The 22,297-nt window shown below is 71.9% G+C and carries 25 protein-coding genes; 8 read left to right on the top strand and 17 right to left on the bottom strand.

Going from position 1 to position 22,297, the window contains the following annotated elements; translation table 11 throughout:
* Positions 1–16 precede the first annotated feature (16 nt).
* Both ABL310_RS01255 and ABL310_RS01250 read left to right on the top strand, forming a co-directional pair.
* The gene (locus tag ABL310_RS01255) at positions 17–922 is read left to right on the top strand and encodes a LysR family transcriptional regulator (protein ID WP_349369908.1); all 906 of its coding nucleotides are present in this window, start codon (positions 17–19) and stop codon (positions 920–922) included.
* Between the two features lie 50 nt (positions 923–972).
* The gene (locus tag ABL310_RS01250) at positions 973–2,700 is read left to right on the top strand and encodes an acyl-CoA dehydrogenase family protein (protein WP_349369907.1); all 1,728 of its coding nucleotides are present in this window, start codon (positions 973–975) and stop codon (positions 2,698–2,700) included.
* Here ABL310_RS01250 and ABL310_RS01245 read toward each other — a convergent pair.
* Positions 2,697–3,611 (bottom strand): 2-dehydropantoate 2-reductase, encoded by a 915-nt coding sequence (locus tag ABL310_RS01245; protein ID WP_349369906.1) that lies wholly within the window; start codon positions 3,609–3,611, stop codon positions 2,697–2,699. The genes ABL310_RS01250 and ABL310_RS01245 overlap by 4 nt on opposite strands.
* 231 nt (positions 3,612–3,842) lie before the next feature.
* On the opposite strand from ABL310_RS01245, the gene ABL310_RS01240 reads away from it, so the two are divergent.
* Positions 3,843–4,100, top strand: a complete 258-nt coding sequence (locus ABL310_RS01240; protein ID WP_349369905.1) for a hypothetical protein — start codon at positions 3,843–3,845, stop codon at positions 4,098–4,100.
* Between the two features lie 64 nt (positions 4,101–4,164).
* Here the strand turns inward: ABL310_RS01240 and ABL310_RS01235 are convergent, their stop codons facing one another.
* Positions 4,165–4,320, bottom strand: a complete 156-nt coding sequence (locus tag ABL310_RS01235) for a hypothetical protein (protein ID WP_349369904.1) — start codon at positions 4,318–4,320, stop codon at positions 4,165–4,167.
* Between the two features lie 103 nt (positions 4,321–4,423).
* Positions 4,424–5,014 (bottom strand): NADPH-dependent FMN reductase, encoded by a 591-nt coding sequence (locus ABL310_RS01230; protein ID WP_349369903.1) that lies wholly within the window; start codon positions 5,012–5,014, stop codon positions 4,424–4,426.
* A gap of 134 nt (positions 5,015–5,148) precedes the next feature.
* On the opposite strand from ABL310_RS01230, the gene xseA reads away from it, so the two are divergent.
* Positions 5,149–6,804: an exodeoxyribonuclease VII large subunit gene (gene xseA / locus ABL310_RS01225; RefSeq protein ID WP_349369902.1), complete on the top strand. Its 1,656-nt coding sequence runs from the start codon at positions 5,149–5,151 to the stop codon at positions 6,802–6,804.
* Positions 6,805–6,808: 4 nt separating this feature from the next.
* On the opposite strand, the gene ABL310_RS01220 is transcribed toward xseA, so the two are convergent.
* Positions 6,809–7,207 (bottom strand): DUF302 domain-containing protein, encoded by a 399-nt coding sequence (locus ABL310_RS01220; protein WP_349369901.1) that lies wholly within the window; start codon positions 7,205–7,207, stop codon positions 6,809–6,811.
* Positions 7,208–7,329: 122 nt separating this feature from the next.
* Here ABL310_RS01220 and ABL310_RS01215 point away from each other — a divergent pair, with 122 nt between their 5' ends.
* The 3 genes from ABL310_RS01215 (at position 7,330) to ABL310_RS01205 (ending at position 8,346) form a co-directional block, all read left to right on the top strand.
* A complete protein-coding gene (locus ABL310_RS01215; protein WP_349369900.1) occupies positions 7,330–7,713 on the top strand; it encodes a type II toxin-antitoxin system RelE/ParE family toxin in 384 nt (127 codons plus the stop codon).
* Positions 7,710–8,048 carry a helix-turn-helix transcriptional regulator gene (locus tag ABL310_RS01210; RefSeq protein ID WP_349369899.1) on the top strand — a complete coding sequence of 113 codons (339 nt, stop codon included), beginning with the start codon at positions 7,710–7,712 and terminating at the stop codon, positions 8,046–8,048. Before ABL310_RS01215 ends, ABL310_RS01210 begins: the two co-directional genes overlap by 4 nt.
* Before the next feature lie 70 nt (positions 8,049–8,118).
* Positions 8,119–8,346, top strand: a complete 228-nt coding sequence (locus ABL310_RS01205; RefSeq protein ID WP_349369898.1) for a DUF2093 domain-containing protein — start codon at positions 8,119–8,121, stop codon at positions 8,344–8,346.
* Here ABL310_RS01205 and lpxK read toward each other — a convergent pair.
* The 5 genes from lpxK to ABL310_RS01180 form a co-directional block, all read right to left on the bottom strand.
* Positions 8,337–9,338, bottom strand: coding sequence for a tetraacyldisaccharide 4'-kinase (gene lpxK, locus ABL310_RS01200; RefSeq protein ID WP_349369897.1), 1,002 nt, complete (start codon positions 9,336–9,338; stop codon positions 8,337–8,339). The two genes, ABL310_RS01205 and lpxK, sit on opposite strands and share 10 nt — an antisense overlap.
* A complete protein-coding gene (locus tag ABL310_RS01195; protein ID WP_349369896.1) occupies positions 9,338–10,630 on the bottom strand; it encodes a 3-deoxy-D-manno-octulosonic acid transferase in 1,293 nt (430 codons plus the stop codon). The genes lpxK and ABL310_RS01195 overlap by 1 nt, the downstream gene beginning before the upstream one ends.
* Complete coding sequence (locus tag ABL310_RS01190; RefSeq protein ID WP_349369895.1) at positions 10,627–11,376, bottom strand: lysophospholipid acyltransferase family protein; 750 nt, start codon at positions 11,374–11,376, stop codon at positions 10,627–10,629. Before ABL310_RS01190 ends, ABL310_RS01195 begins: the two co-directional genes overlap by 4 nt.
* A 30-nt stretch (positions 11,377–11,406) precedes the next feature.
* On the bottom strand, positions 11,407–11,673 hold the full coding sequence (locus tag ABL310_RS01185) for a DUF4170 domain-containing protein (protein ID WP_349369894.1): 267 nt from the start codon (positions 11,671–11,673) through the stop codon (positions 11,407–11,409).
* 74 nt (positions 11,674–11,747) lie between these two features.
* Entirely contained in the window at positions 11,748–12,584 is an 837-nt protein-coding gene (locus ABL310_RS01180) for a 3'(2'),5'-bisphosphate nucleotidase CysQ (RefSeq protein WP_349369893.1), read from the bottom strand.
* A 396-nt stretch (positions 12,585–12,980) separates the two neighbouring features.
* Between ABL310_RS01180 and ABL310_RS01175 the strand changes: the two genes are divergently transcribed.
* Positions 12,981–13,466 (top strand): DUF6101 family protein, encoded by a 486-nt coding sequence (locus tag ABL310_RS01175; protein ID WP_349369892.1) that lies wholly within the window; start codon positions 12,981–12,983, stop codon positions 13,464–13,466.
* A gap of 66 nt (positions 13,467–13,532) precedes the next feature.
* On the opposite strand, the gene ABL310_RS01170 is transcribed toward ABL310_RS01175, so the two are convergent.
* Genes ABL310_RS01170 through nuoL form a run of 8 tightly spaced genes read right to left on the bottom strand, consistent with a single transcriptional unit; the run spans position 13,533 to position 22,294 of the window.
* Positions 13,533–13,937, bottom strand: a complete 405-nt coding sequence (locus tag ABL310_RS01170) for a group II truncated hemoglobin (protein WP_349369891.1) — start codon at positions 13,935–13,937, stop codon at positions 13,533–13,535.
* Positions 13,938–13,955: 18 nt separating this feature from the next.
* Positions 13,956–14,303, bottom strand: a complete 348-nt coding sequence (locus ABL310_RS01165; protein ID WP_349369890.1) for a DUF1467 family protein — start codon at positions 14,301–14,303, stop codon at positions 13,956–13,958.
* A gap of 5 nt (positions 14,304–14,308) precedes the next feature.
* Positions 14,309–14,713 (bottom strand): methylmalonyl-CoA epimerase, encoded by a 405-nt coding sequence (mce, locus tag ABL310_RS01160; protein WP_349369889.1) that lies wholly within the window; start codon positions 14,711–14,713, stop codon positions 14,309–14,311.
* A gap of 35 nt (positions 14,714–14,748) precedes the next feature.
* Positions 14,749–16,419, bottom strand: coding sequence for a ribonuclease J (locus ABL310_RS01155; protein ID WP_349369888.1), 1,671 nt, complete (start codon positions 16,417–16,419; stop codon positions 14,749–14,751).
* Between the two features lie 45 nt (positions 16,420–16,464).
* The gene (locus tag ABL310_RS01150) at positions 16,465–17,250 is read right to left on the bottom strand and encodes a biotin--[acetyl-CoA-carboxylase] ligase (protein ID WP_349369887.1); all 786 of its coding nucleotides are present in this window, start codon (positions 17,248–17,250) and stop codon (positions 16,465–16,467) included.
* Positions 17,251–17,255: 5 nt separating this feature from the next.
* On the bottom strand, positions 17,256–18,716 hold the full coding sequence (gene nuoN, locus ABL310_RS01145) for an NADH-quinone oxidoreductase subunit NuoN (protein WP_349369886.1): 1,461 nt from the start codon (positions 18,714–18,716) through the stop codon (positions 17,256–17,258).
* 9 nt (positions 18,717–18,725) lie between these two features.
* Positions 18,726–20,237 (bottom strand): NADH-quinone oxidoreductase subunit M, encoded by a 1,512-nt coding sequence (locus tag ABL310_RS01140; RefSeq protein WP_349369885.1) that lies wholly within the window; start codon positions 20,235–20,237, stop codon positions 18,726–18,728.
* On the bottom strand, positions 20,237–22,294 hold the full coding sequence (gene nuoL / locus ABL310_RS01135) for an NADH-quinone oxidoreductase subunit L (RefSeq protein ID WP_349369884.1): 2,058 nt from the start codon (positions 22,292–22,294) through the stop codon (positions 20,237–20,239). The genes ABL310_RS01140 and nuoL overlap by 1 nt, the downstream gene beginning before the upstream one ends.
* Positions 22,295–22,297 lie beyond the last annotated feature (3 nt).

Below are 22,297 nucleotides of genomic sequence, written 5' to 3'. Positions count from 1 at the left end.
AACAATCGGGGCATTTATGGACCGTCTGGGTGATCTCGACATCTTCGCACGCATCGTCGCGGCGCGCTCCATGTCCGCCGCGGGGCGCGATCTGGGGCTCTCGCCCGCGGTGATCTCGAAGCGCATGCGCCGGCTGGAGGAGCGGCTCGGCGTGCGCCTCATCCAGCGCACGACGCGGCAATTGGCGCTCACCGAGGTGGGCAAGGGCTTCCACGAGCGGGTGGTGGCGATCCTCGCCTCGGTGGAGGAGGCGGAGGCGTGGGCGTCCTCCGGCGCGGCGGAGGCGCGCGGGCTGCTGCGCGTCTCGGCGCCCACCTCCTTCGGGCGCATGCACATCGCCCCCCATCTCGTGCGCTTCCTCGACGCCGAGCCGCACGTCTCCGTGGAGCTCGCCCTCTCCGACGGCTTCGTCGACGTGGTGGGCGAGGGCTTCGACCTCGCCATCCGCATCGCCGACCTCTCCGACTCGAGCCTCATCGCCAAGAAGCTCGCGCCGAACCACCGCCTCCTCGTCGCGACGCCGGGCTACCTCGCCTCCCACGGCACGCCTTCGACCCTCGCAGACCTCGCCGGCCACACGCTCCTCGTCCACGGGACGCCCGAATGGCGGCTCGAGGGGCCGGACGGCCCCGAGACGGTGCGCATCGCCTCGCCGCTGCGCACGAATTCGAGCGAGGTGGTGCGCGAGGCCGTGATCGCCGGCGCCGGCATCGCGCTGCGCTCCACCTGGGACGTCGGGCCCGAGCTGCAGACCGGCGCGCTGGTGCGTGTCCTCCCCGCCTGGCGTTCCTCGAGCCGCGTCGCCATCCACGCGGTCTATCCGAGCCGGCGGCATCTCGAGCAGAAGACGCGGGCCTTCATCGGCTTCCTGGAGGGGCTGTACGGCGCGACGCCGTACTGGGACGCGGGGCTGGCGCTCTGACCTCCCGCCGCCCCGCTTGGTGCGCGCCCGCCGCGGCGCTAGAGTGCGGCATGACAGGGCCTCTCGACGATCCCGCCGCCGGCTTCGGCGTCTACGGGCTCGACGCCGCGCCGCCGCGGGCCGAGCTCGCGACGCACGCCGTCGCGAACCAGCCGCCGCTCTTCGCCGGCCGCAACGCCTTCACCACCGATCCCGCCTTCCGCGAGGCCGCCCTGCGCGAGGCGGGCGGGGCGCGGGAATGGGCGGAGCCCGCGCTGACGGCGCTCGGCGCGGAGGTCGGCTCGGCCGCGGTGCTGGAGGCGGGCGCCCTCGCCAATCGCCACCCGCCGGAGCTCGCCACCTTCGACAGGACCGGCATGCGCCTCGACGAGGTGCGCGTCCACCCGAGCTATCACGCGCTGATGGCGCTCGCGACGGCGCACCGCATCCACGACATCGCCTGGGCGCGCGACGCCGAGGGGAAGAGCGGCGGGCACGTGCTGCATGCCGGCCTGCTCGCGCTCTTCACCCAGGCCGAGCCCGGGGTGATGTGCCCGATCTCGATGACCTATGCGAGCGCGCCGCTCATTCGGCGCACGCCGGCCCTCGCCGAGGCATGGCTGCCGAAGCTGGTGGGCGGGCGCTACGACCCGCGGCTTCTGCCGGTCTCCGAGAAGGCCGGGATCACCATCGGCATGGCGATGACGGAGAAGCAGGGCGGCTCGGACGTGCGCGCCAACGAGACGCGCGCCGCGCCCGATGGCGCCGGCGGCGAGGGCGCGCCGTATCGGCTCACCGGCCACAAATGGTTCTGCTCGGCGCCGATGTCCGACGCCTTCTTCACGCTGGCCCATGCGCCGGGCGGCCTGTCCTGCTTTTTCGTGCCGCGCGTGACGCCGGACGGCGCGCGCAACGCCATCCACCTGATGCGGCTCAAGGACAAGCTCGGCAACCGCTCCAACGCCTCCGCCGAGATCGAGTATCACGGCGCCTGGGCGCTCCTCGTCGGCGAGGAGGGGCGCGGGGTCGCGACCATCATCGAGATGGTGCACGGCACGCGGCTCGACACGATCTTCGGCTCGCTCGGCATCATGCGCGCGGCCCTGGCGCGGGCGCATCATCACGTCTCGCACCGTCGCGCCTTCCAGAAGACGCTCGTCGACCAGCCGCTGATGCGCGCCGTCATCGCCGACCTGCAGATCGCGTACGAAGCGGCCGTGGTTCTCGCCTTCCGGATCGCCCGGGCGGTGGAGGGCGCGGATCCCGGAGAGCGCGCCTTCGCCCGGCTCGCCGTGGCGCTCGGCAAGTACCTGCTGAACAAGAGCTGCGCGCCCTTCGTGGCGGAATGCCTCGAATGCCTGGGCGGCTCCGGCTACGTCGAGGAGAGCGGCATGCCGCTCCTCTACCGCGAGGCCCCGCTCAACGCGATCTGGGAGGGCTCGGGCAACGTCATCGCGCTCGACGTGCTGCGCACGCTGGCGAGGAGCCCCGAGGCGCTCGATGCGGTGCGGGCCGAGCTCGCCCTCGCCCGCGGGGCGGACCCGCGGCTCGACGCGGCGGTCGCGGCGCTGGAGCGCGACCTCGGGGGCGGGCGCCTTTGCGAAGCCTCGGCGCGCCACGTGGCCGAGCGGCTGGCCCTCGCCCTTCAAGGCGCGCTCCTGGTGCGCCACGCCCCGGCGGCCGTCGCCGACGCGTTCTGCGCCACGCGCCTCGCCGGCGGGCCGACGCTGACCTACGGCGCGCTGCCGGGCGGGATCGACGCGGGCGCGATCGTGGCGCGGATGACGGAGGTGCGCTAGCGTCCTTCGGCGTGCAGCTTCAAGGCGAGCGCCGCGGTCTCGTGCGCGGGGGTCGGCACGCCGGCGCGGCGTCCGCCGGCGACGACCCTGCCGCCGAGCCAAGGCAGCTCGAGCCGCGCGCCGCGCTCGAGATCGTCCAGCATCGAGGCGCGCATGGTCGGCGGCAGGGCCTCGGTGAAGGCCAGCGTGCGCGCGACCTGGTCGTCGGGAAGGGCCACGCCCTCCGCGCGCCCCACCGCGACGGCCTCCTCGAAGAGCCGGATCAGGAAGGCGCGGGTCTCCGCATCCGCGAGGATCGGCCCGACGCCGGCGCGGAAGACGCCGCAGGCGGAGCTGAGCGAGGCGATGAAGACGAATTTCGCCCACAGCTCGACGTCGATCTCGGGCGTCTGCCGCGCCTCGATGCCCGCATCGATGCAGGCCGCGACGAAGCGGTCGAGCCGCGCGCTCGGGCGCCCGTCCGGCTCGCCGACGATGATGCGCGCGAACGGGCTGCGGTGGACGACGACGCCCGGCTCGTCGATCACCGCCGAGATCTGGGCGATGCCGGCGACGACGCGGTCCGCGCCGAGGATCGGGGCCAGCCGGTCGCGGCTGTCGACGCCGTTCTGCAGGGTGATCACGAGAGTGTCCGGCCCGACCAGCTCACGCGCCGCCTCGCCGGCCTCCTCCGTGCCCCAGAGCTTCACCGCGAGGATCGCGACGTCGGCGACGCCGAGATCGGCGGCGACGTCGCTCGCGGTCAGGGTCGGGGTGCGCGCAACGCCGTCGCGCACCACGGTGAGGCCGCGCTCGCGCATGGCCGCGAGATGCGCCCCGCGCGCGAGCAGACGCACGTCGTGCCCCGCCTCGGCGAGCAGCGCGCCGTAGGCCGCGCCGACCCCGCCCGCTCCCACGATCGCGATCCGCATGGCTCTGCCCTTCCCCCGCCTCGTTGCATACCCGATCGCGAGCGTACCGCTCCCGGGCCGTCCTGTCAGCGAGGAAGCGCGCGGCTGCCGAGTCGCCCATGCCGAATTCGTTACATGCATGGATGCAAGCGAGCGGCTGCGCGCTCTGCGGTAAGATCGGGCGTCTCCCTGCGAAGAAGGGGCATCGGGCGACGATGGACGCCGCCCCCCAACGCATCAAGGAGACACGCCATGACCAAGCTGACCCGCTTCCTCGCCGTCGCCGCCCTCGCCGCCACGGCTTCCTCGCCCGCCCTCGCGCAGCAGGTGAACGGCGAGATCACCCTCTACGATCAGCCGCAGCAGCAGGACTTCTTCTTCCAGTCGCAGCGCGGCGGCCTCGTGCCGGACGTCTCGGCGACGGGCTCGATCGGCGCCCCGCGCGGCACGGGCGGCGACTTCTACGGCGCGCACGAATACGTCCGCAAGAGCGCCGAGGACAACGGCTGACGTCTTGCTCCACCGCAAGAAAGCAGGCCCGTCGGGACGCGCGTCCCGGCGGGCCGTCGCGCGCTCAGTCGCCGCCGTCGCCGTCACCGTCGAGCTCGATCCCGAGCTCGCCGCCTGGGCGGACGAAGGCGCCGAGGAGCGCGAGCAGCGCCAGCACGCCGCCGGTGACGAGGAGGAAGACGAGGATCCCGTCGAGGGACCCGGAGGATGCGACGATCATGGCGGCGTCTCCGAGGGGGCCGACGCCTACGAGCCTGCCACGACCGACCTTTCCGTCCGCTTGACGCGGCTGGCGAATTTCCGGCCTGACGATCAGCGATTCGTCAATAAGGCGTCCCCGCCGCGCGCTTCTGCGCCCGCGCCGCCTCCGCCCACCAGAACAGGTCGCCGAGGAACTTGGCGCTCGCCTTGCCGAGGAAGTCCGACTTGTCCTCGCCATCGGGCGTGACCGCCGATCCCACCTGCGGCACGGGCAGCAGCGAGGAGATCGTCGGCATGCCGAGCTCGGCCAGCGTCATGCGCAGCTGCATCGCCGCGCGCACGCCGCCGTAGCGGCCAGCCGAGTAGCAGGCGATGCCCGCGGGCTTGAAGAACCACTCCTCCAGGTAGTGATCGAGCAGGTTCTTCAGCGCCGGCGGGATGCCGTGATTGTACTCGCCCGAGACGACGCAGACCCCGTCGGCCTGGCGGATCATCCCCGCCATCCGCTCCATCGGCTCGGGCGCCTCGCCTTTCGGGTATTCCTTGTACATCCGGTCGAGCAGCGGCAGCCGGATCTCCAGCGGGTCGGCGAGGAGCGCACGGTGGCCCGCCTCGCCGATGCGCCGCTCGATCAGCCGCGCGAGCCCGATGCCCTGGCGCTCGGAGCGGACGGAGCCGTAGACGACGAGGAGTGTCAGCGGGTCGGTGGTCATGCGCGTCTCCAGGAACGGGGCCGCGGCAGAGAGTGCCGCCCTGCCGCGCGCCGCGAAACACACCATCGCGTGATCGCGGGCCCGCGACCCCGCGCGGGTTGCCGCCGGCGCGCGGCTCGTCCAATGTCGCCGCCATGGCCGGCTCCGCATCCAACGCCCCCGAATGGTCCGTCTCCGAGCTCTCGAGCGCGCTCAAGCGCACGATCGAGGACGCCTACGGCTATGTCCGCCTGCGCGGCGAGATCTCGGGCTTCCGCGGCCCGCATTCCTCCGGGCACTGCTATTTCTCGCTCAAGGACGAGGGGGCGAAGATCGACGCGGTGGTCTGGAAGGGCACCTACGCGCGGCTGAAGACCAAGCCTCAGGAAGGGCTCGAGGTGATCGCCACGGGCAAGATCACCACCTTCCCCGGCAAGTCGAGCTACCAGATCGTCATCGACCAGATCGCCCCCGCCGGCGTCGGCGCGCTGATGGCGCTGCTCGAGGAGCGCAAGAGGAAGCTCGCCGCAGCCGGCCTGTTCGCGCCCGAGCGCAAGCGGCCGCTGCCCTACCTGCCGCGGGTGATCGGCGTCGTCACCTCGCCGACGGGCGCGGTGATTCGCGACATCCTGCACAGGCTGCAGGACCGCTTTCCGCGGCATGTGCTGGTCTGGCCGGCGCGGGTGCAGGGCGAGACCTGCGCCGAGGAGGTCGCCGCCGGCGTGCGCGGCTTGAACGCCCTCTCCGCGGGCGGACCCCTGCCGCGCCCGGACGTCATCGTCGTCGCCCGCGGCGGTGGCTCGATCGAGGACCTGTGGGGCTTCAACGACGAGGACCTGGTCCGCGCCGTGGCCGAGAGCGCGATCCCGGTCGTCTCGGCCGTGGGCCACGAGACCGACTGGACGCTGATCGACCTCGCCGCGGACGTGCGCGCGCCGACACCCACCGGCGCGGCCGAGATGGTGGTCCCCGTGCGCGCGGAGCTGCTCGCCATCGTCCACGACCGGGCGCGGCGGCACGAGGAGGCGTGGCTTCGCCGCGTCGAGCGCCTGCGCGCGGACCTGCGCTCTGCGGCCCGCGCCCTGCCGCGGCCGGAGGATCTCACCGCCACGCAGCGCCAGCGGCTCGACCTCGCCGCCGCGCGGCTCGGCCCGGCGCTCGCCGCCAACGCGCGCGCCTACGAGCAGCGCCTCGCCGCGGCGAGCCGGCTCCTCGACCGCGCCTCGCCGCGCGTGCGCCTCACCCGCGAGCGCGGGCGGCTCGACGCGCTGGCCGAGCGTCCCGGACGGGCGCTCCGCGCAGGGCTCGAGCGCAGGCGCGACCGGCTGGAGGCGCTCTCCGCCCGGCTCGTCGCCGGGCGCGGGCGCATCGTCGCGCTGGAGCGCGCTCGCATCGACCACGGCCGCAAGCAGGTCGACGCCTGCGGTGATCGGCTGAAATCTCTGGCGAAGGCCGGCGTGCGCGAGCGTCGCCGCGCGCTGGCGAGCCTCTGGCAGCTCGCCGAGAGCCTGAGCTACAAGTCGGTGCTCTCGCGCGGCTACGCGCTCGTGCGCGACGCCGCCGACCGGCCGCTGCGCGCGGCGGGCGATATCGCGCCGGGTGCGGCGCTGACGCTGGAATTCGCCGATGGCCGCGTCGCCGCGCGGGCGGAGGGCGCCGGCGAGCCGCACGCGCCCGGGCCGCAGGCCGCACCGGCCGAGCCCGTCGAGAGGCCGTCTCAGCCACCAGCGGCGCGCAAGCCCCGCCCCGCGCCGGCCAAGGCGCAGGGCAAGGCGCAATCCAAGGCGCAGGGCAGCCTGTTCGACCTGTGAGGCGTCAGGAGCGGGCCTCGAGATCGGCGATCGCCTGACGCAGGCCCTCGCGGACCGACCCGGCGACCTCGCCCAGCGACGGGTTCTCCACCGCCTGCATGGAGGCGACGGGGTCCACCGCCGCGATCTCGACCCGGCCGGGCGCGTGCTCCTGGACGATGACGTTGCAGGGCAGCATCACGCCGATCTTGTCCTCCGCCTGCAGCGCCTGATGCGCCATCTGCGGATTGCAGGCGCCGAGGATGCGGTAGGGACGGAACTCGGCGCCGATCTTCTGCTTCAGCGTGTCCTTCACGTCGATCGTGGTCAGGACCCCGAATCCATGCGCCTTCAACGCCTCGGTCGCGGCGGTAACGGCCTCCTCGAACGGCATCGAGACGGTGGTGGAGATGGTGTAGGCCATGGCGCGCTCCCTTCGGCACGGGGTGGGATCGCCGGGAGAACGCGGGACGTATCTCGAAGTTCGCATGTTTTCCGGCGGCTCTCCGCCTTGACGAAACATGAGTATAAGCTCATAGTGATCTCATGCCGCTACCGTTCCTGCAGCCCCGCCCGTTGCTGTGGATCGCCTCCAGCAGGCGCGACTACCTGGAATTCCCGGGAGAAGTTCAGGATGTCTTCGGCTTTGCCCTTCACCTCGCCCAGGAGGGGCTTCAGCCGCCAGAAGCGAAGCTCTTGCGAGGATTGGGCAGTGGGGTCGTGGAGCTGGTCGACGAACACGACGGCGATGCCTACCGTGCGGTGTACACCGTGCGGTTCGCCGAGTGCGTTTACGTGCTGCACGCGTTCAAGAAGAAGTCGAAGCGAGGCAACGCGACGCCGCAGACCGACATCGAACTGATCCGACGACGGTTACGCGACGCCGAAGCGGACCACGCACAGCGCTTCGGGAAGGAGAAAATGCGATGAGCCCTGGAACCGACGTCCACGAGACCCGCGGGAGCGTGTTCGCCGATCTCGGCCGTCCCGATGCGGACGTCCACCACCTGAAGGCGCAGATCGTCACCGAGCTGTACCGGCTCGTCACCGCACGAGGGTTGACGCAGACGGCCGCCGGCGCGGAGATGGGCATTTCCCAGCCGGAAGTGTCGCGGCTCTTCCGCGGCCACTTCCGGGAGTACAGCGTGGAGCGCCTGCTCGGATTCCTCACCGCTTTCGAGCGGGACGTCGAGATCGTGGTTCGGCCGCACGGTAAGCCGGGCGAGTCCGGGCGCGTGTCGATGAAGGTCGCCGACCCGAGTTGAACCCGCACGCCCCTTTCCGCTATTGCTCTGCGCGAGGGCGCGCGAGGCGGCGCGCGAGACGGATGGGCGCATGAACAAGCTGGAACGGCCGGGCGGCGAGGCCGAGGTCGAGTATCTCGATTCCACGATCCGGGTGGTGAAGCCCGGCTCCTACGTGCGCTGCGGCGTGACCGGGGCGGCGATCCCGCTCGACCAGCTGCGCTATTGGAGCGTCGAGCGGCAGGAGGCCTATGCCTCGCCGCAGGCGGCGCTGGCGCGGCTCGGCCGCGCGCCGGCGGACGGGCTGGATCAGGGCTGAGCGGCGGCGCGCCGGCGCGCCAGGGCGGCCGCGAGCAGCGCGCGCAGGCCGGCCGGGTCCTCGAGCCGCGCCGTCACCGGCAGCGCGAGGAGGCCCTCGAGCGCGGGAAGCCGCGCCGCGTCCTTCTCGGTGGTGACGGCGAGGAGCCCCTTCGCGCGGGCATGCGCCAGGAGGGCCTGCGCCTCCCCCGGCCGATAGACGTGATGGTCGGCCAGCGCCACGCGCTCGACCACCGTCGCCCCGCAATCCTCCAGCGTCCGGAAGAACTTCTCCGGCCGGCCGATGCCGGCGAAGGCGAGCACGCGCGCGCCGTCGAGCCGCTCCGAGACCGCGGGATCGGGCGCGAGCCGGGCGCGAAAGACCGGCAGGCCGCGCGCCTGCGCCTCCGCCGCGAGCCGCGCCCCGGCGGCGCCGCGGCCCATCAGCACGAGCCCGTCGACACGCGGCCATTGCGCGGAGAGCGGCGCGCGGAGCGGCCCGGCGGGCAGGCACAGGCCGTTGCCGGCCCCCGTCTCGCCGTCGACGACGGCGAGGGCGAGATCCTTCTTCAGCGAGGGGTTCTGCAGCCCGTCGTCCATGAGGACGAGGCTCGCCCCGGTCGTCGCCGCGAGCGCCGCGCCGGCGGGGCGATCGGGCGAGACGATTGTCGGCCCGGCGCGGGCGAGGAGGAGGGGCTCGTCGCCCACCGCGCGGTGGTCGTGGACGGCCGGGTCGACGAGGAGCGGCGTCCGCGCCCGCCCGCCATGCCCGCGGGTCAGGAAGGCGGGGCGCTCGCCGATCTCGCGCAGGAGGGCCGCCAGCGCGAGCGCGGTCGGCGTCTTGCCGGCGCCGCCGGCGGTGAAGTTGCCGATGCAGATCACCGGCAGCGCGGCGCGGGCGCCGTCCCGCGCCATGCGCCGTGCGGCGATCGCGCCATAGATCGCGGCGGCCGGCTGGAGCAGGCGCGCCGGCCAGCCAGGGCTCTGCGCCGACCAGAAGCCCGGCGCGCGCATCAGCCCGGCCCGCTTGCGCGCAGCCCGACCAGGAACGGGTCGATGGCGCGGATCGTGCGCTCGAGCGCGCCGCCGAGCCCCTCGACCGCCGCCGTCCCGGCGCGGCCCATGGTGCGCATGCGGCCCGGATCGGAGAGGAGATCCGCCAGCGCCTGGGCCAGCGCGCGCGCGTCGTTCACCGGCAGGGCGCCGCGGGCGCGGTCGATGGCGGCGTAGACGTCGGTGAAGTTGTGCACGTGCGGTCCGTGCAGGATGGCGGCGCCGAGCTTCGCCGGCTCGATCGGGTTCTGCCCGCCGTGGGGCACCAGCGAGCCGCCGACGAAGACGAGCGGCACGAGCCGGTAGAACAGGCCGAGCTCGCCGATCGTGTCCGCCACGTAGAAGTCCACGGCGCGGTCGGGCTGCATGCCCTCTGCCCGGCGCACGGCGACGAGGCCGGATTCCTGCGCCATCGCGGCGATGTCCGGCCCGCGCTGCGGGTGGCGCGGCGCGACGATGGTGAGGAGATCGGGATATCGCTTGGCGAGCGCCCGGTGCACTGCGATCGCGGCCTCCTCCTCGCCGGGATGGGTCGAGGCCGCCATCCAGACCGGCCGGCCGGCGGTGAGCGCCTGCAGGCTCGCGACCGTGCGCGGATCCGCCGGCGGGGCGGGGGAATCGAATTTCAGGTTCCCCGCGATCGAGACCCGCGGCGCGCCGAGCCGCTGCAGCCGCTCGGCGTCGCCGGGGGACTGGGCGAGGCAGAACGCGAAGCGCGAGAGCATGGCCTCCGCCGCCTGCGGCACCCGCATCCAGCGCCGGAACGAGCGCTCGGACAGGCGGGCGTTGATCAAGACCAGCGGCACGCCGCGCCGGTCCAGCGCGTGGACGAAGTTCGGCCACAGCTCCGATTCGGCGAAGAGCGCCAGGTCCGGCCGCCAATGGTCGAGAAAGCGCTTGATGTAGAGCGGCACGTCGAGGGGCATGAACTGGTGGATCGCCCCGGGCGGCAGGCGCCGCGCCACCAGCTGCGCCGAGGTGCGCGTGCCCGACGTGACGAGCACCGTCACGCCCCGGCGGGTCAGGCGCTCCACCAGGGGCAGGATCGACAGCGTCTCGCCGACGGAAGCCCCGTGCAGCCAAACCAGCGGCCCGGCGGGCCGGGCGCGGCCGGCATGGCCGCGGCGCTCGCCGAGGCGGGTCGGGTCCTCCTTGCCCTTGCCGCGCCGCCACAGCAGCAGGCCGGAGGCCGCCGGCGTCATCAGGGTGACGCCGAGCCGGTAGGTCCACAGGAGCGGCGAGCCGCGCTTCATGCGCGCTCCTCCGAGGCCTGCCGGCGGGCGGCGGCGAGCGCGGCGCCCGGGTCGCTGGCGCCGATGCGGGCGTAGGCGCGGGCGTGCACGTCGTCGAGGCCGCGCTCGACGGCCTGCCGCGCGGCCTCGATCGCCGCGGGGTCGGCGTCGCGGGCGACGTGGATCGGCTCGCCGATGACGATGGCGCCGCGGCCGAAGGGCAGCCCCAGCGTCGCGCGGTCCCAGCTGTCGAAGATCTTGCGGCGGCTCGTCACCACGGCGACGGGGACGATCGGCCGCCCCGAGAGACGCGCCAGCGTGACGATCCCCTCCCCCGCGCGCCGGGCGATCTTCGGCACGTCGGCGGTCATCACCACGCTCTCGCCGCCCTCCAGCGCGCGCAGCATCGCGCGCAGGGCCTGCGCACCGCCTTTCTCGCGCGCGCGCCCGCGTCCACGATCGCCGGAGCCGCGGATCGGCCGCACGCCGAGATGCACGAGCGCCTGCGCGTTCAGCTCCCCGTCGCCCGAGCGGGAGACGAGGCAGGCGGTCGGGTCCTGCGGGCGTTTCGCGAGGTGGATGAGGAAATGCTGCCCGTGCCACATCGCCGCGACGACCGGCATCAGCGGGCCGACGCGCGCGTGCGCGTCCGCCGGCTCCATCACGAACCGATTGGTGCGGCCCACGAGGCCGAGATAGCGCGCGAACAGGTATCCCGCCGCGGCCTGGACCCGAGGATGCCTGCCGATGCGCTTGAGGAGGGACATGCGCGGGAGGGCCTGGCTGGCGACGCCGGATCAGCCGACCGGCGGCTCGAGCAGACGATGCAGGTGGACGATGAAGTAGCGCATGTGCGCATTGTCGACGGTGGCCTGCGCCTTGGCCTTCCAGGCGGTGTAGGCGGTGGCGTAGTTCGGGTAGATCCCCACGACGTCGAGCGCGTTCAGGTCGCGAAAACGCACCCGCTGGGGGTCGTCCAGCTCTCCGCCGAAGACGAGGTGCAGGAGCTGCTCGCCCTGCGTGGCGTTCCTGGTCTCGGGCTCGCCGTGCTTGATCTCGGTCATTCGCTTCGTCCCGATCGGATCGGGCTCCCGTTCTCGTTGGTCGGGGGCCGGGCCGCCCCGCGCCGGGCCACGTCTCAGGGGACCCGCGCGAGCCGCCGCTCGCCGCTCTCGTCGCTCGTCATGGCCTCAACCAGCCGCGGATGCAAGGCGCGCGACGCAGCGAGGAGCGCGCCGTGGACCGGCTCCGGGCGGTTGTAGACCGGGGCGTCGCCCGTCAGGCTCGACAGCGCGCCGCCCGCCTCGGCGAGAACGAGGTCGGCCGCCGCGAGATCCCAGTCCCGCGCATTCGCCGTGACCAGCGCCGCGTCGACGTCGCCCGCGGCGACGCGGGCGATGCGGAGCGCGAGCGAGGGCACCTTCGGCATCTCGCTGATCGGCCCCGCGCGCCGGGCGAGCGTGTCCATCATCGGCTTGGGGCCGGTGACCCGGGTCCCGCCGACGCCCTGGGGGGCGGAAACGGCGATGGGCGCGCCGTTGAGCCGCGCGCCGCCGTCGGCGCGGGCGTCGTAGAGGCTCTCCAGCGCCGGCGCATGGACGATGCCGAGCGTCGGGCGGCCCTCGACCAGCAGCGCGATGGCGACCGACCAGTCGGGATTGCCGTTGAGAAAGGCCCGGGTGCCGTCGATCGGGTCGACGATCCAGACGAGCGTGCGCTCGAGCCGCGCCGGATCGTCGCGGGTCTCCTCCGAGAGCCAGCCGGCTTCCGGCAGGATCTGCGACAGGCGCACCTTGAGAAAGGCGTCCACCGAGACGTCCGCCTCGGTGACCGGCGAGCCGCCGGCCTTGTTCCAGATCCGCGCCGAGGTCTTCTCGCCGTGGCGGAAGTAGCCGCGCGCGATCTCGCCCGCCTCGCGGGCGGTCTCCTCGAGCGCTGCGGCCAGCCTGGTCTTGTCGTCGTGCGAAAGGGTCATGCGGTTCGTTCTGTCGCCGGCCGGGAGAGAGACCGGGCGAGGGGGCTGGGCGAGAAGGGCCGCGCCCGGCTATCCGGGCGGCGGGATACGCGCGCGTCGCGCGGGCGTTACGAGCCGGCGACCGGGCACGAGCCGCGAGCGTCCCGTACATCGTCGAAAGTAGGGTCGGGCAGCCTTTCCCGCAAGGACCGTGACGGCGATCGCTCGATTGTCCACAAGCGTCGCAAGCATTCGTTCAGCATCGGTCCGATTGAGCGTCTTTTAACCGAAAAGCTTAAGCCCGCGAAGGAGAAGCATCGGCATAGTCGGGCCATGGAACGAGCGGCCTCCGACAAGAAAAGCCGCCGACCGCAACACGCTGACAGGGCGTCGAACATGATGGCGGAAACCAAGCGCATGGCCGGAGCCGTCCTCGACGACGGCTCCGGCCGACCGGAGATCGAGTCGCAAATCGGCGAGAGCGCCTTCGACACGCTCGGCCTGTGCATCCCGCCGGGCCGTCTCGTCGGCCTCGCGATGCGCATCGCCGATCGCGCCGAGGGGGAGAGCGAGGGCGGCCCCGCTTTCGAGGTCGCGGCGATCGCCGAGGACGGCGCGATCGCCGCCGTGCTCGGGCGCTTCACCGAGGAGGAGATCGTCGCCGTCTGGCGCCGGCTCGGCCAGTCGAGCGGCCTTCCGTTGATGCTGCAGAACCCCGACGGCAGCCTGATGGCGCCCTATCCGCAGATCGGCCCGCTGGCGCTGGGCGACGTGCGCCAGCGCCGCCGGCACGGCCTCCTGGCCCACCGCCGCCCTCGTTTCCTCACCCGCCGCAAGATCGGGCGCCCCTCGGCGCGCCCGCTCGTGTTCAAGGAGCGGGAGATCGTCTCCGGCCTGAGCTGAGGCGGCGTGCAGCACCGATCCGCCCGCATCAGCCGGACGCCCTCGGGACGGCGAAGCGCCGCGCGCTCACCCCTCGCGGTTGCGCATGTGCCAGGCGAGCGCCCGCACCTTCGGCATGATCGCCTCGTCGAGCCGCCGGTCGGCGACGGTCTCGGCCCAGGCGCGCTCGAAGCAGGCGAGCCAGCCCTCGATCTCCGCCGTGGCGATCGGCGCGTGCAGGTGGCGGCGGCGCAGCATCGGCGGGCCGTGGCGCTCGACGTAGACCGGCGGGCCGCCGAGCCAGCCCGTGAGGTAGAGCGCGAGCTTCTCCCGGCTCTCGTCGAGGGAGGGCGGATGCACGTCCCGGCAGGCCTTCGCCTCGGGCAGCGTGTCCATCAGCTCGTAGAACCGCGCCGTGAACGCCGCGACCGCCGGCGCGCCGCCGATGGCGTCGTAGAGCGTCTTCACATGGGCGGGCGCGGCGTCGGCCATGGGAGGGGCTTCCGGCGGTCAGGCGAGGCCCGCGAACGGCAGCAGCGCCAGGGCGATGAGGAACACCACGCCCGCCACCATCGTCGTCCAGATCGCCTTCTCGACGAGGGCGGGGGAGACCGGCGCGCCGGGCTCGGTGCCGGGGGTCATGTCGTCGGATTCGTGCTGGCTGCGCACGCCGAAGGGCAGCACGGCGAAGAGCATGATCCACCAGACGACGAAATAGAAGGCGAGCGCGCCGGCGATGCCCGTCCCGAACAGGATCATGCCGAGCGCGACCGCGAGCGCGATCAGCGCGACGATGACGGTCACGGCGGCGGGCAGCGAGGTCGCCAGCAGCTTCACGGTGTCGGCGGGGGAGCGCATGACGATCAGGCCTGCTCCAGCTCGACGAGGGTGCCGCAGAAGTCCTTCGGGTGCAGGAACAGCACCGGCTTGCCGTGGGCCCCGATCTTCGGCTCGCCGCCGCCGAGCACCCGCGCGCCGTCCGCGACCAGCTTGTCGCGGGCGGCGATGATGTCCTCCACCTCGTAGCAGACGTGGTGGACGCCGCCGTCCGCGTTGCGGTCGAGGAAGTTCGCGATGGGCGAGCCCTCGCCCAGGGGCTCGAGCAGCTCGATCTTGGTGTTCGGCAGGGTGATGAACACGGTGGTGACGCCGTGCTCGTGCTGCGCCACCGGCGCGGAGACCTCCGCGCCGAGCGTGTCGCGGTAGACCGCGCTCGCCTCGGCGATGTCGCGCACCGCGATCGCCACGTGGTTCAACCGACCGATCATCGCGTTCACCCCTCCCGTTCAGCTCGACCCGTTCCTCATACCTCGACCACGAGGACGTGGCACGCGGGCTTTTTGCCCCATTGCCCGTTCACCGCCGCGCGCACGGCGCGGGCGACGGCGGTCTCGACGAAGTCGCTGTCGCGGCGCTTGCCCCGGGGCAGCCCGTCGAGGGTGCGCCCGACGGCGTCGGCGACGACGTCGATCAGCTCCTCGCCGGCGCGGGTCTTGAGCGGCAGGCCCATGACGTCGACCGCCGGGTCGCCCTGGATCTCGCCGCGGTCGTCGATGGCGATGGCGATGGTGACGATGCCGGCGGCGGCGAGCTTGCGGCGCTCGGGGATGGCGCGGTCGCCCTCGTCGACGACGATCTCGCCGTCCTTGTAGAGCCGCCCGACCTTGACGTGGTCGATCACCTCGGGCTTGCCCGGCGCGAGGCGCACCATGGCGCCGTCCTTGGCGACGACGGCGTGCGGCACGCCGCAGGTGCGGGCGAAGCGGGCGTGCTCGGCGATGTGCACGGCCTCGCCGTGGGCGGGCACGACGCAGGCGGGCTTGAGCCACTCGTACATCATCCGCATCTCGCCGCGGCGCGGATGGCCGGAGACGTGGACGAGCCCGTCGGCGTCGGTGACGATCTCGATGCCGCGCTCGGCCAGGCGGTTCATGATGTCGCCGATGGCCTTCTCGTTGCCGGGGATCTGGCGCGAGGAGAACACCACGCGGTCGCCGGCGGCGAGCGACAGGGTCGGGTGCTCGTCGCGGGCGATGCGCGCGAGCGCCGCGCGGGGCTCGCCCTGCGAGCCGGTGATGATCGCCACCACCTTGTCGCGCTGCAGGTACTGGAAGGCGTCGGCCGAGCGGAACGGCTTGACGCCGTCGAGATAGCCGAGCTCGCGGGCGACGTTGACGACGCGCTCCATGGCGCGGCCGACGACGATCACCTCGCGCCCGGTCTCCTCCGCCGCCATCGCCACCGCGCGCAGGCGCGCCACGTTGGAGGCGAAGGTGGTGACCGCGACGCGGTAGGGCGAGTTGCGGATCACCTCGGCGATCCCGTCCGCCACGTCGCGCTCGCTGGGGCTGACGCCCTCGCGCAGGACGTTGGTGGAATCGGAGATCGCGGCGAGGACGCCCTCCTCGCCGAGGCGGCGGAAATCGGCCTCGTCGGTGATGTCCCCGGCGGTGGGCGTCGCGTCGATCTTCCAGTCGCCGGTATGGACGACGAGACCCGCCGGCGAGCGGATGGCGAGCGCGTGCGATTCGGGGATCGAATGCGCCACGGGCACGTATTCCACCGAGAACGGCCCCGCCTCGATCCGCTTGCGCGGCTCGATCACCCGGATGTCGATCTTCGGGGCGCCCGGCTCGCCGAGGCGGCGCGCCTCGAGCAGGCCCGCGGCGAAGCGGGTCATGTAGACCGGCACCTGCAGGCGCGGCCACATCTCGATCAGCGCGCCGATGTGGTCCTCGTGCGCGTGGGTGATGAAGATCGCCGAGAGGCGCTTCTTGCGCTGCTCGATGTAGGAGAGGTCGGGCAGGACGAGGTCGACGCCCGGCGCCTCCTCGCCCGCGAAGCTCAATCCGCAATCGACCAGGACGAATCGGCGGTCGTTCTCCGGCCCGTAGCCGTAGAGCGCCGCGTTCATGCCGATCTCGCCCAGCCCGCCGAGGGGCAGGAAGACGAGCTCGTCGTTTCTGTCAGCCATGTTCGGTCTTCACCTTTTCGTTCGATAATCGTCGTGCGAACCCCGTCATTCGCTCGTCTCACGGGACAAGATCGTCAGGTCGCCGGCGTCGATGGTCTCGACGCCGGTCTCGGTCTCGAGCAGGAGGCGGCCTTGCGCGTCGAGGCCGGCCACCCGCCCGTACTTGAATCCGTCTCCGACGCGCACGCGCGCGCCGCCGTCGAGGCCCGCGGCCTCGCGCAGCCAGTCCTCACGTAGACGCGCGAACCGCGTCTTCGGGTCCGCCGCCTCGAACGCCGCGAGGCGCTCGGCCATCGCGTCCGAGAGCGCGAGGAACAGCCTCTCGCGCGTCGCGCCCGGGGCGACGTCCGTCAGGCGCGCCACCGGATAGGGCGCGCCCTCGGGAGCCCAGGCCACGTTGACGCCCAAGCCTATCACGAGACCGCCGCCCCCGCCCGGGAGGCCGACGCCGTCGAGCAGGATCCCCGAGATCTTGGCGCCGTCGAGGAGCAGATCGTTCGGCCATTTCAGCTTCAGCCGCGGCGCCGCCGCGTCGGGCGCGAGCGCGCGGGCGGCGTCGAGAAGGGCGAGGCCGGCGAGATAGCCGAGCTGCGGCGCCTCGCGCATGGGGCACGGGTCGCGCAGCGCCAGCGTGGCGTAGAGGTTCCCCTCCGGCGAGGTCCAGGAGCGCCCGAGCCGCCCCCGCCCCGTCTCCTGGCGCGCGGCGACGATCCAGAGCCGGCCCGGATCGCCGGCCCGCAGCGCCGCACCGGCGTCGTCGTTGGTCGACCCGGTGACGGCGCGCGCGTCGAGCCGATAGCCGAGGGCGCGGGCGTGCGGCGAGAGCTCCACCGGTCTCAGAACAGCGACCGGGCCGCGATCAGCGCCGCCGCGAACAGCGGGGCGGGCACGAGCCAGAAGACCACGTTGAAGACGCTGGATGCGATCATCACCCCGCCGATCGGCGCCGGCATCGGGTCGTAGGCCGCGACCGGCTCGTCGAAGTAGATCGTCTTGACGATGCGCAGGTAGTAGAACGCCCCCGGCACGCTGGCGACGACGGCGATCACGGCGAGCCAGATCAGCCCCGCCTCGACGGCGGCGAGGAAGACGTAGAGCTTGGCGAAGAAGCCGGCGAGCGGCGGGATGCCGGCGAGCGAGAGCACCACGGCGGCGAGGCAGAAGGCGAGCCCCGGATGGTGGCGGTAGACGCCGGCCAGGTCCTTGATGTCCTCCAGCACCACGCCGCCGCGGCGCATGCCGAGGATCGCCGCGAAGCCGCCCAGCGTGAGCACGAGATAGATCGCCATGTAGATCAAGACGGCCTGCACGCCGGTCTCGGTGCCGGCGGCGAGGCCGACCAGCGCGAAGCCGATATTGCCGATGGAGGAATAGGCCATCAGGCGCTTGAGGTTCGTCTGGCCGATCGCGGCGAAGGAGCCGAGGATCACGGAGGCGAGCGAGATGAACACCACGATCTGGCGCCACTCCTCGACGATGGTCGGGAAGGCGTCCATGAACACCCGAACCGCGAGCGCCATCGCCGCCATCTTCGGCGCGGAGGCGAAGAACGCCGTCACCGGCGTCGGCGCCCCCTCGTAGACGTCCGGCGTCCACATGTGGAAGGGCACGGCGGAGATCTTGAAGGCGAGACCGGCGGCCACGAAGACGAGGCCGAAGATCGCGCCCGTCGAGGCGCCACCGGCCAGGGCGAGCTGGATGCCCTCGAAGGACACCGTTCCCGTGAAGCCGTAGACCAGCGACGCGCCGTAGAGCAGCATGCCGGACGAGAGCGCACCGAGCACGAAGTACTTCAGGCCGGCCTCGGTGGACTTGGCGTCGTCGCGGTGGATCGAGGCGATGACGTAGGCGGCGAGCGACTGCAGCTCGAGCCCCATATAGACGGCGATCAGGTCGTTGGCGGAGACCATCACCATCATGCCGATCGTGGCGAGCACGATCAGCAGAGGATACTCGAACCGGTCGATGCGAAGGCGCCTGAAGTGGTCGTGCGCCATCAGCAGCGCCACGATCGAGCCGATCAGCACCAGCACCTTGAAGAAGCGCGCGAAGGCGTCGTCGACGAAGGCGCCGAAGAAGGTCGTCTGGGTGCCCGCGGGGGCGAAGAACACCAGCGCGAGCGCCACCAGCATCAGCCCCACCGCGCCGGCGGAGACGATGCCGGTCGAGCGCTCGCCGCGGATGGCGCCGACGAGGACGAGGACGAGCGCGCCCGCCGCGAGCACGATCTCCGGCAGGGCCGGGCCGAGCGCGGGAACGGGGAAGACCGGGAGCGGGACGGTCGATTCGGGCAGCATGTCAGGTCCTCACTGCGCGCCGGCGAGGGCGGTGGCCGCCCCCTCGAGCGCGGGCGCCGCCGCCCGCAGGACCGCCTCCGTCGGCGCCGCGAAGGCGTCGAGGATCGGCTGCGGCTGGACGCCGTAATAGATGACGAGGATCGCGAGCGGCGCGAGCATCAGGATCTCGCGGCGATTGAGATCCGGGATCGCGGCGAGCGCCGGCTTCTCCAGCGGGCCGTTCATCACCCGCCAATAGAGCCACAGCGCGTAGGCCGCCGAGAGGATGACGCCGAAGGCGGCGAAGAACGCGACCCAGAAATTGGCGCGGAAGGCGCCGAGCATGGTCAGGAACTCGCCGACGAAGCCCGACGTGCCGGGAAGGCCGACATTCGCCATGGTGAAGGTGAGGAACGCCACCGCGTAGAGCGGCATGCGGTTCGTCAGCCCGCCGAAGGCGGCGATCTCGCGGGTGTGCATGCGGTCGTAGATCACGCCGACGCACAGGAACAGCGCGCCCGAGATCAGCCCGTGCGAGACCATCTGGAACATGGCCCCCTCGATGCCCTGCGGGGTCATCGTGAACAGGCCCATCGTGACGAAGCCCATATGCGCCACCGACGAGTAGGCGATGAGCTTCTTCATGTCCTCCTGCATCAGCGCGACCAGCGAGGTGTAGACGATCGCGATGACCGAGAGCGTGAACACGAGCGGCGCGAACTCCACCGACGCGTCGGGGAACATCGGCAGCGAGAAGCGCACGAAGCCGTAGCCGCCCATCTTCAGCAGGATGCCGGCCAGGATCACCGAGCCCGCGGTCGGCGCCTCGACGTGCGCGTCCGGCAGCCAGGTGTGAACCGGCCACATCGGCATCTTCACCGCGAAGGAGGCGAAGAAGGCGAGCCACAGCCACCATTGCAGGGACGGGTCGAAGCCGAAGGCGAGCAGGCGCTCGATGTCCGAGGTGCCCGCCGTCCAGTACATCGCGATCATGGCGATGAGCATCAGGACGGAGCCGAGCAGCGTGTAGAGGAAGAACTTGAACGAGGCGTAGATGCGCCTCTTGCCGCCCCAGACGCCGATGATGAGGAACATCGGGATCAGGACGCCTTCGAAGAAGATGTAGAACAGGAACAGGTCGAGGGACACGAACACGCCGATCATCAGCGTCTCGAGCACCAGGAACGCGACCATGTACTCCTTCACCCGCTTCGTGATCGTCTCCCACGAGGCGAGGATGCAGAACGGCATCAGGAAGGCGGTGAGCAGCACGAACGGCATCGAGAAGCCGTCGACGCCGAGCTTGAACGCGATCTCCTCGGAGATCCAGGCGTGGGTCTCGACCAGCTGGAAGTCGGAGACGCCCGTGTCGAAGCGCGCCCAGGCGACGAGCGCGAGCAGGAAGGTGACGATCGTGGTCGCCAGAGCCGCCCAGCGCACGTTGCCGATCGTCGCCTCGTCCTCGCCGCGCTGGACCAGGATGAAGGCCGCGCCGATCAGCGGCAGGACGAGGAGCCCGAAGAGTATGCCGAAGCCGAACATCAACGGGCTCCCGTGACGAGGTACCAGGTGACCAGCGCGGCGACGCCGATCATCATGACGAACGCGTAGTGGTAGATGTAGCCGGTCTGCAGCCGCACGACCCACGAGGTCGCGTCCAACACCCGGGCGGAGACGCCGTCCGGCCCGAGCCCGTCGATCACCTTGCCGTCGCCGGTGCGCCACAGGAAGCGGCCGAGGCGCTTGGCGGGACGCACGAAGAGCATGTCGTAGAGCTCGTCGACGTACCACTTGTTGAGCAGGAAGCGGTAGATCACCGGGTGGCGGGCGGCGAGGCGCACCGGCACCGAACGGTCGCGGACGTACATCCAGAAGGCCAGCGCGAAGCCCAGCACCATCATCACGAAGGGCGACCACACGACCCAGGCCGGGACGTAGTGGAAGTCGTCCATGATCGTGTTGCCCTCGCGGGTGTAGATCGCGCCCTCCCAGAAGTGCGACCAGTCGTGCCCCACGAAGCTCTCCTTGAACAGGAAGCCGGCCGCGACGGCGCCGACGGCGAGCACGCCGAGCGGGATCGTCATGACGAGCGGGCTCTCGTGCGGCGTATGGGCGTGTCCGTGATGCTCGTGCGGGGCGGCGGAGGCCGGCTCGAGATCCTGGTCGTGGGCGCCGTGGGCGACGCCCTCGTGGTCGTCGTGGCCATGCGACGCGTGAACCGCGTCGTGCCCGCCCGCCCAGCGCGGCGCGCCCTCGAAGGCGAGGAAGAACAGGCGCCAGGAATAGAACGAGGTCATCAGCGCCGCGATCACGGTGGCGACGAAGGCGATGTCGCCGGCGGTCGTCGGCGAGGCGTAGGCGGCCTCGATGATCGCGTCCTTGGAGTAGTAGCCGGCGGTGAAGGGGAAACCGGTCAAGGCCAGCGTGCCGATCGCCATCATCGCCGCGGTGAACGGGATGTGGCGGCGAAGCCCGCCCATGTTGCGCAGGTCCTGCTCGTGATGCAGCGCATGGATGACGGAGCCGGCGCCGAGGAAGAGCAGCGCCTTGAAGAAGGCGTGCGTGAACAGGTGGAAGATGCCCGCGCCGTAGGCCCCGATGCCGAGCGCGACGAACATGTAGCCGAGCTGCGAGCAGGTCGAGTAGGCGATGACGCGCTTGATGTCGTTCTGCACGAGACCGACGGTCGCCGCGAAGAAGGCGGTGAGCGCGCCGATGGAGGTGACCACGGTGAGCGCGATCGGCGTGAACTCGTAGAGCGGCGACATGCGCGCCACGAGGAAGACGCCGGCGGTGACCATGGTGGCGGCGTGGATCAGCGCGGAGACCGGGGTCGGGCCCTCCATCGCGTCCGGCAGCCAGGTGTGCAGCAGGAACTGCGCCGACTTGCCCATGGCGCCCATGAACAGGAGCAGCGCCGCGAGCTCGAGCGCGCCGACATTGGTCAGGCCGAGGAAGGTGATCGCCCCCTCGCCCGCCGCGAAGTCCGGGATCTGCGCGAAGATCGTCTCGAACTGCACCGAGCCGAACAGGAAGAACACGGCGAAGATGCCGAGCGCGAAGCCGAAATCGCCGACGCGGTTGACGACGAAGGCCTTGATCGCAGCCGCGTTGGCCGAGGGCTTCTGGTACCAGAAGCCGATCAGCAGGTAGGAGGCGAGGCCGACGCCCTCCCAGCCGAAGAACATCTGGACGAGGTTGTCCGACGTCACCAGCATGAGCATGGCGAACGTGAACAGCGACAGGTAGGCGAAGAACCGCGGCCGCGACGGGTCCTCGTGCATGTAGCCGATGGAGTAGAGGTGCACGAGGAACGACACGGTGTTGACGACGACCAGCATCACCACGGTCAGCGTGTCGATGCGGAAGGCCCAGTCCACCGCGAGATCGCCCGACATCATCCAGGTGGCGACCTGGACGCGGAACACCTCCGGCCCCTCGCCGAGCGCCACGTCGAAGAAGGCGACCCAGGACAGCAGCCCCGAGACCGCGAGCAGCGCGGTCGTGACGATCTCGCTCGGGCGCGCGCCGATGATCCGGCCGAAGACGCCGGCGATCAGGAACCCGAGCAGCGGCAGGAAGACGATCGCTTGATACATGGC

Source organism: Salinarimonas sp. (assembly GCF_040111675.1).
Taxonomy (GTDB): Bacteria; Pseudomonadota; Alphaproteobacteria; order Rhizobiales; family Beijerinckiaceae; genus Salinarimonas.
This window is presented reverse-complemented; position numbering and strand designations above follow the sequence as displayed.